The organism is Chamaesiphon sp. GL140_3_metabinner_50, assembly GCF_025361915.1.
Classification (GTDB): Bacteria; Cyanobacteriota; Cyanobacteriia; order Cyanobacteriales; family Chamaesiphonaceae; genus Chamaesiphon.
Window position 1 is genome coordinate 1 of sequence record NZ_JANYJC010000114.1, and the last position, 13,317, is coordinate 13,317.

Below are 13,317 nucleotides of genomic sequence, written 5' to 3' on the forward strand. Positions count from 1 at the left end.
TAAAATCGCTGCTCGAATTCGACGATGGCGCGATTTTCGCCGAAGAGATTGGTGGAGCCTCGGAGCAGAATTTGGTCGTTGACGCGATAGCGGAGACTGTAGTAAGGCGATTCGCTATTGGTGAGAATTTTAAAGATCGAGGCGGAGACTCTAGGGGTAATTTCGGTACCGACTTCGGCGGCAATGCCGAAGGTGGAATTATTATTGGTTTTAGAGTCGGTGGTAATAGTGGGAAACAGTCGAAAATCGCTAAGACTGAAAATATCGCTGATGCGATCTTGCAGACTGTTGAGTAGGGTAGAACTGGCGAGACTGACTACTCCCAGCCCGATATCGCCGCCGGATGTCAGGCGTTCGGCAATGGCTCCACCGAGCAGCAGGACGATTTCTGGTTGGGTGCGGGCGGGGGTGCTGGTAAGTTCGAGTCTTTGGGTGAGTTGACTGGCTAATCCGGCGACGCGGGCTTCGACTTGGACGGTTTGAACGGAACCTAAGCTGGTAGTATAAAAATCTGCGGGTCGATCGATTTCGCCGTTGGTAACGGTGCGGGCGACTGAATTACGCTGGGCAAAGGGGCTGGAGGCACTTTCGAGGGTTTTGGCAACGAGGCGCAGGTTGAGGACGGGATCTGTGCCAAGTGTGGGGAAGAAGTCGGCTGTCTGTTCGCCACCAGCGAGTCTAAATTGAGTGGTGAAGAGGTTGACGGAGCCTTTTTGAAGTTTTACTTGTCCGAAGGGGCGGGGGTTATCGATCGTACCGTCGAGATCGATTTTACCAGTAGCGATAAAGCTTAAAATTGGCGCGCGGGTGATTTGGAGGTTATCGCCGAGGGTTACCTGGAGGTTGCGGAGCTGGGTAGAGTTGGGGTTGGGTGCTTCGGGAATTACGGGCTGAATGCCTAAGATGGTGCTGGTAGTTGTCGCAGATGAGTTGGGTAAGAATACTTGTCCGTTGCTGAGTTGGACATTACCAGTCAGGATGGGATTGAGTGCGGTGCCGAGAATGGTGAGCTTACCGTTGACATCGCCTTGATATTTGTCTTTAAGATCGACAGCGATACCATTCATCTGGAGGGCGAGCTGTCTGCTGGGATCGATCGAGAATGAGTCGGAAATTGGAATGATTCCGGCGATGGCAATTTGTCCCCGATTGAATTTCCCAGTTAATTTTTGCACATCGACTCGATCGAAATCAAAGATAATATCGCCATTAACATCGGTGAGGGGTTCGGGAATGGCAACACTTTTAATTCTCCCTTTGGTAATAGTTGCCGTTCCGCTAGCGGTAAGGGTTTCGATGCCGCCTTTGGGTTTCATTTTACCACCGATATTGAGGGCAATTTTACCTTGACCGTCGATCCAGTGGAGTTGTTGTTTGCTCAAGACATCGAGGATTTGTAAGCCCTGATTTTGGAGGCTCAAGTCGATTTTAATATCGTTACTGGCGGGTGGGGTGAGGGCGAAAGGGAGTTGATAGGGGATGCTCCCCGTAATTTTAATCCGATCTTCGCGATCGACGAGCGGACTGTTGGCAAAGGTGGCATCGCTGGCGAAATTTAGTCGTCCATCTACGTAGTTGAAGTTACCTGCGACACCTTGCAGTTTGGTGTTATTTAGTTGGGCATCGCTGATAGATGCTTCCCCATTGATGCGAGGATTGGCCAGAGTGCCACCGATTTGGGCAGAGAGGTTAATGCCGCCATTAATGTCTACAGGGATGTCGATGAGGCTGGTAAGGGACTTAATGGGGAAGTTTTGAATGTTGACTTTGGCGTTCTGGTTATTGACTCCAAAGTCGCCTGCGATCGCAATCTGGCTATTATCGATCGTCAGTTCGAGCGGTTCGAGATGTAGTTTACCATTGTTCCAGTTGCCTGCGACGCGGAGCCGATCGAGGTTGTAGCGTTCGAGTTGCCATTTGGAACCAGAAATGTTGAAGTTGCTGGTGAGTCCGGCTTTGGGGCTACTGGCGATCGCGAAATCGCCGCTAAAATCGCCCTGGAGGTTGCCCAAATCGGGGATGATATTATCTGTTTGTTGGCGATCTGCTTGGCGGTTGAGCCACTGGCGGAGTTCGGAGAGGCTGCGGAGTTCGGTATTGAGCGGTTGGGGACGATTGGCGAGTTTGGATGTTTTGGTGCCTAAATCGGCAGCCGTGCCATATTTGCGGCGTGGGAAGGGTGTAAATAAATCGGCGGTGCTAAAAATTTGCAGGAGATTCCGGATATCTTCAATATTGCCGCTGGGGACTTGGAGTTTGGCTTGGAAGGTGGGGGTAGTTGCACTAGGATCGAAGCTGGCATCGATTTTGTAGGTATATGCACCGCGTTGGATTTCGGTATTATTGAGGGCGATCGTGCCGTTAGCATAGCGAAAATTGGCGAGGAGTCGATCGCCTTGAAATGCGCCGAAAATTGGATTGGTAATTTCGATCCGATCGCCTGTGACTTGATAGTTTTTGAGATCGACGGTAATATTCCCGGCGGCGTTGCCATCAAATCGATATGCTTTTACGCCCGCATTTTTAGGAATTAAGGGTTGTAATAAAGCTAGTGGCAATCGTTCGATATTAATGTTGAGTTTCTTGTCGGCAACGGTGCCTGTGGCGATTGCATCGCTTTGCTGGATATCGAAGCTTTGGGGTTGTAAATTGCGATCGAGCGTCAATGCTAATCTGTCGGTTTTACCAGTGAAGGCAATATCGACACCTTGTCCGGGATTTGCTTGAATATTTCCAATTAAATTAGGATCGAATTTTAAGCTCCCGACTTGAAAATTAGTTAATCCGGTTTGTCCTGCTACTTTGAGATTGGCGAGGCTATTATTCTGGAAGTCGCCACCAATCTGCAAATTAGCATTTAGCTGTCCGGCTAATCGGTCAAATTTAGCAACATTCGACGGGGCGAATTTTGCCAGTTCGCTAATATTTAACCGATCGGTAACAATCCGAGTCTGCCATTTACCCCGATCGACAATTAAGTTATTAACTTGAATATTGCCACCAAGAATATTTTGGACTCTGCCATTACCATTGACCTGAATCTGCTCTAGTTCTGGTTTTTTAAGATTGCCTGCTGCTTGAAAGTTGCCAAACAACAATCCTGCTTGAATTGCCGCAGGTAGAGCGCGGTTTACTTCGCCTAATTTTAAGCCCTTAATGGCGAGGTTGCTTCGCCAAGCTCCCGCACTAATTCTGAGATCGGTTGCTTTAATTTCGCCACCATTAGCTAACTTTAATTTACCATTCCCACTAGCCTGAATTTCGGCGGGGACTAATTTATTGACATTTGCTGCCACATTAAAGTTACCGCTAATTTTGCTAGTTTTTAACTGGGGTGTAAGTTGACTATTAATACTACCTAATTTAAAGTTAGCTAATACTAAATTACTCGATAAATTGCCTCGATCTAATTTCAGATCTGTCGCCCGAACTTTGCCATCGGCGAGTTGAAGTTCGCCATTACCTGCTAGCTGCAATCGATTGACATTAAATTTGGCTAATTCTCCAGCGGCGGTAAAGTTGCCTTGTAATCGAGCTGTTGTTAATTCTGTCGGGATTTTATCGTTGGCATCGCCTAATTTTAAGCGATCGACTTCAAAATTGCCGCGCCATTTACCCGCACCAACTTCTAGTTGTCTAGCTCGAATCGTTCCGTCAGCAAAGCTCAACTTACCATTACCAGTTATGGCAATCTGTTCCGGCTGAAGCTGCTGTAAATCGCCTGCGACTTTTAGATCGGCAGTTAATTTTGCCTGTCGATATTTGAGAGGAATTTGTGGGGCCAACCCGCCGAGTAATAACGATGAAGCTTGAAGATTTCCTTGCCATTTACCGCGATTTAGCTCTAAATTAGTACCGATAACTTTGCCCTGCGGCAGATCGATCGACCCCATACCCATGCCGCGCAGAGACTCTGGTGTAAACGATTTGAGGTTGCCAGCAAGATTAAATTTCCCATTCAATCGTCCGCCAACTTGAGCATTGAGTTCCGAGAGCTGGAGATTACTCGCTGTAAATATTCCCTGCCAATTACCATTCGCGATCGAGAGGTTGTCCGACTGAATTTCGCCAGCTTTAAGTTTAATTTTACCCTGCCCTTGCGCCGCGATCGTCGTCGGACTAATTTTTGTGAGATTATTCCCACTAACATTAAAATTACCGCTAATTATACCCGCTGGTAGTCGAGTGGTATTCTGAGCTGCTAAAGATAAAGGATCTCGATCTGAATTGTTAGGTACTAGTTGCTGAAGATCGAGAGCATTACTATTCACATTAGCTTGCCAGTTACCGCGATCGATATTAATGCGATCGGCTGTAACTTTCCCGGCTGGTAACTGTAAATTTAATTGCCCTTGTGCCTGGATTCGATCGATTACCAGATCGTTATTTAAACCCGCTGCTCGAATATTGCCAGTTAATTTACCACGATAATTAGATGCTAATTTTACCCCGCCAATTTTAGCCAACTGCTGCGAATCTATCGCCTGCGGTTGTAAGTTGAGTTGCCAATTAGTCTTCGTCACCACCCCCGTCGCCTGCACCTTTCCCCCCGCCGCCGCCAACGTCGCACTCTTAACGATCGTTTTCCCCTGCGGAGTAATCTGAAGATCTGCAACTAGGGGATAAGTCGCCTGCGGGGCGATCGTCTTCAGATTGGTGTTAATATCGGCTCCAGTGCCCCCAATCGTCCCCGTTACCACTGCGTCCCCTGCGCGCATCCCTGCGGGGAATTTGGCACCGTACAGGCGCAATAAGGCATCACCGGGAAGCCGCTCTGCTCGGAATTTAAAATTGGTTGTAGGCGTTTTTAAAAACCGAACTTCCCCTTGCGTGGTTATTTTACCACCGAGTTTCGGTTGGGCGATCGCATTTAAGGTAATCCGACTATCTGCCAATCTAAAATTACCATTAACCCGCTCGATTTGCACCCGATCGACTTGACTGAGTTGACTATTATTAAACTTGCCCGTTAAAATTGGATTGTCTAATTTACCCGTTAACTGCAATTCGGCAACAGCAGCACCAGCTAAGGGAAAAGGCGACTTAATATCGATACTTTTAAAAACATCTGGTAATGATGTTGGTGCAGTTTTAGCGGTTAATTGATATCCTGTTGTATAATCGAGCGTACCTTTGACAACTCCAGCTACTCGATCGTATTTAGTGGTAACACCATTAAATTTAACAGCCCGTTCCGATACATTAATGAAGCCATTAACTTCATCTAGGCTGCGCGGTACATTATTAATCGCAACCTTGCCATCGCGAACTAGTAAATCGCTATTAATTCGCAGGTACTTTCCGGGTAAAATTGCTAACTTCAGATCCCCATCTACCGTACCGCGCGCGATCGTTACCTCCGGAATCTTCACGATCCGAGTTGCCGCTACCGCATCTAATTTTTGTCCATTAACTACTAATTCTGTCTCCCCATTCGCGATCGCACTCTCGCCCAGCACACTTACCTGTCCGCCGTCTCCAATCTGCGCCCCCCCATTATACTTAACTCGATCTTGAAAGTCATTAACATTAGCTTCGAGATTAATTTTACTAATTACGATCGGTTGAGGATTCTGGCTGTAAGGAACGATCGTCACTTTAGCATTATTAACCGCGATCGTGCCGACTTGAATTTTAACTGGTGGTGGAGCTTGTTTATCCTGAGCAGGAATATTTACCCAATTACCCCCAGCATTTTGGGCAACATAAATACTCGGATTAACCAACCGCACATCTAACTTCAACGTGCGATCGAATAACAACTGAATGGGATTGAAACTAACGATCGTATCTGGAGCATCTACCGAATTAAGATCGCTACCATTTGTCGGAAGTTTTGCATCTTTAAAATGCACCTCATTCAACCACAGACTATCAATTTTACCCAAACTTACCGGACGTTTGAGACTCTTCGTTAGCTCCTGTGAAACTAATGGCGACAGATTATCTTTTGCCCACCATTGGCCCCAACCGATCGCCCCTATTAATAATAAGAATAAGCCCAAACCAATCTTGCTGCCAGTTTTTAGAAACAACTTCAGCCATCGACGCGATTTATCTGGTGAATTATTTTTCAATTGAGGCTTGAATTACGACTAAGATTAATTTATCGGCTGGGGCGATACCCTTGAATCGATATTGAGAGCCAAGTCTAACCGCGAGAGCTACAAATTAAGCTAGCAGATTCGCAAATGCACAGATGGTGCCAATATATACACATCAGAGCGATTGCCACTCAGATATTGTGCCCAATATTAACACCCGATCGCTACGACTACAATTCTCATTCGCTGCTACTTCATGCCTAGCAACGATCCTGAATATCTTGAATGCAGAAGACGATCGGATGTTCCAGCCTGCACTAAACGATATATTTAATTATGTCACTAAAAAAATGGGTTGTGAGCTGATGCTCACAACCAGCTTACAAGAGTTGGAACCGTTACTTAGAGCTAATCTTTACCAACTAGAGTGCGATTGTCAAGCTTTAACAGTTCCCATGCGAGAACGTTTCTGCTTTGACTTTGGACTAACTGTGAGTCGTCTGAGGACATTTTCCACTCCTGCACGCCCTTGGATTAGATGAATTGGATCGTTCTTCATCATAAATAGAAAATTCGCCCCCAACAGCATCGCCTCAATTTCAAAAACTGCCAAATCGACATCTGCAAGGGGATCTAACTCTCCGAGATCTTGCCCCTCCAGAATACATTGCCTCAATAATGCCAGCCAGGTGCCAATTATCTCAACGACTCGATCTCGTGCTGGGCCGGGGCGCGTGTCGAGTTCTGCGGCAACTGCCGAAAAAAAACACCCGCCTGGAAAAACTCTGCGTTCGAGATGTGAAAGAAACGAATTAACCAGTGCATTGAGTCGCTCGGTTCCGGCTGGTGCTGTCAGTGCAGGCTGAAGTACTTCGCGATTGAAAATTATGGCTGCCATTTCAATTGTCGCCAACTCTAGTTCTTCTTTAGATTTGAAGTGTGCGTAGAGTCCACTCTTGCTCATCCCGACTTCAGCCGCTAAGTCTCCAATCGACAAGCCAGCCAGTCCTTTCGTTGTGGCCATTTTAGCCGCAGTCAGCAAAATGGTGGTGCGACTATCTTGCCCTTTTAAATGGCGGGAACCGCTGTTTTCCGAACTGTTTTTTGATGATGAAGCGACTTTCATAATTTGAATCGAAACTTACGACTTGACAATAGCACGACCGTTCGTTATCATAAAGATATAAGCACGAACGGTCGTTATTATAATCTAAATTACAAACCGGAGAAAAGCTATGCCCTTAGTAAATGTAAAAGTAATCGAAGGCGTTTTAACATCAGCACAAAAGCAGGAAATAATCCGCAAGCTGACTGATACGATGGTATCGATCGAAGGCGAGAACGTGCGCCCAGTAACGTGGGTGGTTATCGAAGAAGTCAAGAGCGGCGACTGGGGCATTGGGGGCAATCCGCTCACCACTAGCGACGCTCTGGCACTTGTGGCTGGTAAGTAACCATGCCACCAGATGAGTAGCAAAACTTGAAGCGCGGAATGTGGGGGCGAGTAGTAATGCGAACGATCGCTATTTACTAAATCCGCTCCTCATCTCAATACTGGCAGCTAATAGTTGCTCGATCGATTCTAATAATTCTACCTGTCCCCACCCCCGATACAAACTAGCCGCGATCGCCAGTCCCCCCGCACCGACACCTTCCTTGACAAATCCTCGCTCGTAGACTTGCAGTTGGGAATATTGGGATCTGGCAAAACTCAGCCGTGTAGAGATTAAGGGCATCTGGGTAATTAATTCAGCTAGGGCGACAGTATTACCCGATCGATCGTTAGCTACCCAATCAGTAGTCCCGACGACGATTTGAGCCGTGTCGATCGCGATCCCTCGATCTAGTTCCAAAGCTTGAATTAGAGCTGCTACAGCCAACATTTGCGTCCCCCCAGCTAGTAAAACACCACAGCTTCTACTGGCGGAAATCGTCATCCCCGCTACAACAATTTGCATCGGATCGCCAATGGCGGCGACTAATTCTAACGGCGACAGCGGTAACTTTAAACCAGCCAATCCCCGCTCGACAAGATCCCATTTTTGCTGATGATTGCACACTGGGTGAGAGCTATTGACTTTACCCGCCGCATCGATTTCCAAACCAGTCAGTAAACTCAAGGCAGTAGTCGTACCCCCCACCACACATTCCCCGATGACAATATAGCCATCAATAGCACTAGCCGCTAATTTCTTACCCCATAATAAACCCTGCCGATACAATCGATCGACAACCACCAATGGCAACGCAGCACCCGTCGTCAGACAAGCCGCTGGCATTCCATCCAAATCGATATGAGGGATGCTCGGCGGTGTTGGTAAACCAGCATTGAAGATATATACAGGTAAATCTAGTGCTGCGACGATCGCACGAGCGATATAGACAGGCGAAGCCCCCGCAATCAGCGGCGGTAATGGATACTCAGGATCGAGTCGTACCCCGTTAGCTAAAAATTCAGCATCTGCGATCGCAGTATACTGACGATCTTCAGGCGTTTTACCCGCCGCCGAAATCCCCGGAATCAGGCAAGTATCTGTAAACCCCAACACGCACGCAAATACAGGCAATTTCCCGCGATACCGCTCCAACCACTGTCGTGCCTGTAATGGTTGGGTATGAATCTGAATCATTGGTTATTGACGATCGATTGAGGCGAACGAGCATTTGGATTTAGACATTATAATTGATGCCTCCTCCAAAAAAATCCCCTCCGAGGAGGGGATTTTTGGTGATGGTATAGCATTTAGAACACATTACATCGACTGAGCCAATGCGATTACTTTTGGGCACTATATAACTAGTGCCGTTTCTAAATCTTTTAGATATCGAAATGCCGGATTTTAGATAAAGCTAGCAAAAAATGGACACGACGAACGATAAATCGCGAACTATTTTGATTGTTGAAGATTCCCTATCGTACCGCAGCTTATTGCGGGATTATTTGAGTCAAGACAATCGATATAACTACACCATCCTAGAGACAGGAACGGGTGCAGAGGGCTTGAAACAGTACCGGATCGTTCAACCCGATGCCATTTTGCTCGATTACGTCTTACCAGACATGAACGGGTTAGAGTTTTTGCAAGCTTTACAGCAACAGATTAAAAAGCCAGATCTCCCCGTCGTGTTGCTGACGGAGTATGAGAAAGAGAATTTGGCAAGCCAAGCGATCGAATGTGGTGCCCAGCAGTATCTTAGTAAATCGACATTAACAAATGAAAATTTGCGGCTATCACTACATAATGCGATCAAGCAGGGCGAACTCTTGCGTCAGGTTGCCGAGCTGAAGGTGCAAAACGATCGCAACCTCAGAGTGCTAGATCGCAAAGAAGAGCAGTTGCGACTGGCTCTAGCATCGGCGCAGATGGGGATTTGGGATTGGAATCTCTTGACGGGGCAAATGCAATGGAATCGCGAGCATGAGGAGTTATTTGGCTTGGCTCCGGGCAGTTTTGATGGCAATTATGAAACCTTCGATCGCTGTATTCATGCCGAAGATCGCGCCGCAGTGCATGAATGTGTAGTTCGCTCGATCGAAACGCATACCAGTCTATGCCATCAATTTCGGATCGTGTGGGCGGATGGGAGCATTCACTGGATTGAGACGCGGGGAGAGGCGTATTTCAATGCTGCTGGCGAGGCAATGCGAACGATCGGGACTGTGGTAAATATCGACGAACGTCAGCAAGCGCAACAGTTATTACAAAATCAATTAGATCGACAACGCCTGGTATTGGATATGACGGTGCAAATTCGGCGATCTTTAGATCTCCCAGAAATTCTCCAAACGACTGTCGATGAAGTGAGACAATTCTTACAAATCGAGCGCGTCCTCGTCTATAAATTTGCTTCAGATTGGAGTGGGAATGTCATTGTAGAATCAGTCAGTGCTGACTGGAGTGCGATTTCCACCGAGCAAATCTATCATCCTTGCAGTGAGGCGGCGGTTAAAAGCTTTCAGCAAGGGATCGTCATTGAGAATGCGGATATTTACAGTGCCGAAATCGACGATCTGCATCTGCAACTGTTAGAAAGCGTGCAGATTATGGCAAATCTCGTCGTGCCGATTTTTAAGGGCACAGATTTATGGGGATTATTAATCGCCCATCACTGCTCGGCTCCGCGCCAGTGGCAACCTTCCGAGATCGATCTAGTCAAACAGTTGGCTTCTCAAGTCAGTATTGCCATTCAGCAGGCAAATTTGTTCGCTCAAGCCCAACTCGAACTCACCCACCGCAAGCAAGCCGAAATGACGCTGCAACTGCTCAATGCCGAAATAGAGCAACGTCAGTCGGTAGAAACGCTCAAAGACGAATTTATCGGCATTGTCAGCCATGAATTACGCACGCCATTGACTTCGATGCAGGGCGCATTAGGTTTACTGGCAATGGGTTTAATGGATGACGAACCGGAGCAAATGAAGCGGATGATCGAAATTGCCTCGATCGAAACCGAACGGTTGGTGCGGCTGGTGAATAACATCCTCGATCTGGATAAGTTAGATGCTAATAGTAATTGTCTAGAGCTAGAGTGGGGCGATGCTAACCTTTTGGCGCAGACTGCGATCGATGTGATGACTGGCTCGGCGGCGGCGGCGGGAGTAGATCTGGAGCTAAATTGCCAGATCGGACAAATTTTTGTCGTGCCCGATCGGATCGTTCAAACCTTGACAAATCTGATTGGTAATGCTATCAAATTTTCACCGTCTAATACTACTGTCTCGATCGAGGTTACCGAAATCGACCCGATCCTCGATCGAGCGACTAAATTCGACTCCCTGCGAGCCGATTCAGCTACATTATCGCGACGGGTGCGCTTTGCAATTGCCGATCGCGGACGCGGTATTCCGGCTGATAAACTCGAAACCATTTTTAATCGCTTCCAACAAGTAGATTCTTCTGATTCGCGCGATAAAGGCGGTACGGGCTTAGGCTTGGCAATTTGCAAATCGATCGTCGAGCAACATCAGGGTCAGATCTGGGTAGAGAGCGATTGGGGCAATGGCAGCACATTTTTCTTTACTTTACCCCAGCCAATGCATCAACACTCCTAATCCTTGGGTACTTTAGAGAGATAAGAGCTTTAAAATTATCGGCTTACATTTTGATTACAATCGTCGGCGGAGCCTCTCAGAATGAGAATCTTCCAGAGCGCCAATGCTAGTTTTATAGGTCTCGATTTTCCAGAGACTACCGTCCTTTCAAGCATGTTTTAGTAACTATGAGTATCACCGATCGCAAGACTGTCAGATTTAGAGAACTAATCTCTGAATTCAATCATATCAAGGTGAATACTTTGAGTGGTAACCTCGTCATTCAAGTGGTCGATATACCAAGCTGGATGCTCTGTTTTTCGTCTGGACAACTGGCAGGCATTAGCGGCGGTATCGATGCGATCGAACGGTGGGAACGAAATCTCGCATTAGCTTCGCTCAACGTCCCGATCGATCGACTGGTTAAATCGAACAATCATCAGGAAATATTTTTAAATTCTAATAAAATTGCTCAGGAATGTGCAATTAAAGAAGTTTTATTCGATATTATTCAATTCAGTCAAAATCAAGGCGACCGACTAGCCTATCGGTTTATCCCGATTAGCGAGCGCAATAGTCAAGTTAAATCAGTTTTGCCATTACTCGATCTTAAACCGCTATTAAGTGAAACGATTCAATCATGGCGAGAATGGGATCGAGTCGGGTTGGCTAGTTGCGCGCCGAGTTTATTCCCGATCGTTCAAAATTCCGAAGGAGTCGTGAAATCTTCCGACCGAAATTTACATTTTTTGTTAACATCAATCGACGGAATTACATCTTTGCGGAGTTTAGCAATTCATCATCAACAGCAATTAATCGATGTCGCTAAGTCTATTTTTCCGCTGATTACAGATGGTACGATTACTCTATCGATTTTCAAACAATCTACGCTCGACCGAGCAGACACACCAATTGGCCAAACATATTCAGAGCTAGATGCTGTCGAAATAGCATTGCCGAAAGATACTATCTCGACCGATGAGATATCTATTCCAAAAATGCCACTGATTGCTTGTGTAGATGATAGCCTCTCTGTTTACAAGCTACTAGAAAAAATTATCATCGAACATGGTTATCGCTCTTTCGGTGTCCAAAACCCGCTCAAAATTATCCCCAGTTTGATTAGGAACAAACCAGATCTAGTTTTTCTAGATTTGGTGATGCCAATTACCAATGGTTATGAAGTTTGCGAACAAATTCGCAAAACACCATCGCTAGCAAATGTACCAATTATTATTCTAACTGGTAATGATGGTTTGATCGATCGAGTTCGGACTAAATTTGTTGGTGCTAATGGATTTCTCGGTAAGCCGATCGATGCTAAAGCTATTACTAAAACGATCGATAAATATCTAGCTAAAAAACAATTAAATCCGACGGTCGATCGCCCGACTAAATCTATTCGGCTTGCTAAATCAGATCGAGATGTAAATTCAGCAAATGCGAGTAGCGATATCAAACGAGTTTTAGTAATCGATGACGATCTTAATATCCGCGAAGTTGTCTCGATGTGCCTACATAAACTCAAAGGTTGGGATGTCCAAACGGTATCATCAGGGCAAGAAGGATTAAATAACATTCAAATTCAACATCCAGATGCGATCGTTTTAGATGTGATGATGCCAGAAATGGACGGGTTAGCTTTTTTGCGCCAGTTACGTGCCGATCGTAATACTAAGATGATTCCAGTCATCCTCCTCACTGCAAATCGCTATTTACCAGACAGAGATCTGTTAACCGAACTCGGTGTCGTAGAAATAGTTTCTAAACCATTTTTACCGATCGATCTAGTTCGCCAAATCGATCGAGCTTTAGAGGGTAATGCTTGTTTGATTTAGTGAATAGTGAATAGTGAATAGGCGTTGGAACTGCGTTCCATGGTTTAAGTAATTAACTTGAGTTCGGGTTAAGGATTGTCGCTCGATGAATCCTAGCTTCGTTTCTGCACCGCCCTCAAATGAATTTGGGGCTAATAGCTCAAGTTCTCTTCAGAGAACTGCCAAATTAATTAGTTCTCTTCAGAGAACTTGAGCTATTAGCCCGTTGGCGAAGCCTCTCGGAACGAGACACTTATGGTTCAGGGCGGTGCTTGAGCGGAGCAAATCAATTTTCCTTATCCCGAACTCACGTTAATTAAACTCCTTACTCCTTACTCCTTACTCCCATCTCCCATCTCCCATCTCCTCCCTCGTGCTGTCGATCGCTGCAATATCGACCGACAGAGCCTATAATTGGTGGTGC

At 46.2% G+C, this 13,317-nt stretch carries 6 protein-coding genes; 3 read left to right on the top strand and 3 right to left on the bottom strand.

The genetic code is table 11. The annotated features are described in order from the left end of the window. Together Q0R35_RS06025 and Q0R35_RS06030 are read right to left on the bottom strand one after the other, a co-directional pair. Positions 1 to 6,077: translocation/assembly module TamB domain-containing protein (locus Q0R35_RS06025; protein WP_295615189.1), on the bottom strand; the 6,077-nt coding region annotated here is incomplete at its 3' end. 403 nt (positions 6,078 to 6,480) lie between these two features. Continuing rightward, positions 6,481 to 7,170 carry a TetR/AcrR family transcriptional regulator gene (locus Q0R35_RS06030; protein WP_295615190.1) on the bottom strand — a complete coding sequence of 230 codons (690 nt, stop codon included), beginning with the start codon at positions 7,168 to 7,170 and terminating at the stop codon, positions 6,481 to 6,483. Positions 7,171 to 7,279: 109 nt separating this feature from the next. Between Q0R35_RS06030 and Q0R35_RS06035 the strand changes: the two genes are divergently transcribed. Next, complete coding sequence (locus tag Q0R35_RS06035) at positions 7,280 to 7,498, top strand: 4-oxalocrotonate tautomerase family protein (protein ID WP_295615191.1); 219 nt, start codon at positions 7,280 to 7,282, stop codon at positions 7,496 to 7,498. A gap of 69 nt (positions 7,499 to 7,567) precedes the next feature. Here Q0R35_RS06035 and cobT read toward each other — a convergent pair whose 3' ends face one another. Continuing rightward, a complete protein-coding gene (gene cobT, locus Q0R35_RS06040; RefSeq protein WP_295615192.1) occupies positions 7,568 to 8,674 on the bottom strand; it encodes a nicotinate mononucleotide-dependent phosphoribosyltransferase CobT in 1,107 nt (368 codons plus the stop codon). A 230-nt stretch (positions 8,675 to 8,904) separates the two neighbouring features. Between cobT and Q0R35_RS06045 the strand changes: the two genes are divergently transcribed. Together Q0R35_RS06045 and Q0R35_RS06050 are read left to right on the top strand one after the other, a co-directional pair. Next, complete coding sequence (locus tag Q0R35_RS06045) at positions 8,905 to 11,097, top strand: ATP-binding protein (RefSeq protein WP_295615193.1); 2,193 nt, start codon at positions 8,905 to 8,907, stop codon at positions 11,095 to 11,097. A 167-nt stretch (positions 11,098 to 11,264) separates the two neighbouring features. Then, on the top strand, positions 11,265 to 12,914 hold the full coding sequence (locus tag Q0R35_RS06050; RefSeq protein ID WP_295615194.1) for a response regulator: 1,650 nt from the start codon (positions 11,265 to 11,267) through the stop codon (positions 12,912 to 12,914). The last annotated feature ends 403 nt before the right edge of the window (positions 12,915 to 13,317 follow it).

Coding starts and splice junctions, on each gene's coding strand:
- Q0R35_RS06030 (WP_295615190.1), bottom strand. CDS start 7,170: ATGAAAGTCGCTTCATCATCAAAAAACAGTTCGGAAAACAGCGGTTCC.
- Q0R35_RS06035 (WP_295615191.1), top strand. CDS start 7,280: ATGCCCTTAGTAAATGTAAAAGTAATCGAAGGCGTTTTAACATCAGCA.
- cobT (WP_295615192.1), bottom strand. CDS start 8,674: ATGATTCAGATTCATACCCAACCATTACAGGCACGACAGTGGTTGGAG.
- Q0R35_RS06045 (WP_295615193.1), top strand. CDS start 8,905: ATGGACACGACGAACGATAAATCGCGAACTATTTTGATTGTTGAAGAT.
- Q0R35_RS06050 (WP_295615194.1), top strand. CDS start 11,265: ATGAGTATCACCGATCGCAAGACTGTCAGATTTAGAGAACTAATCTCT.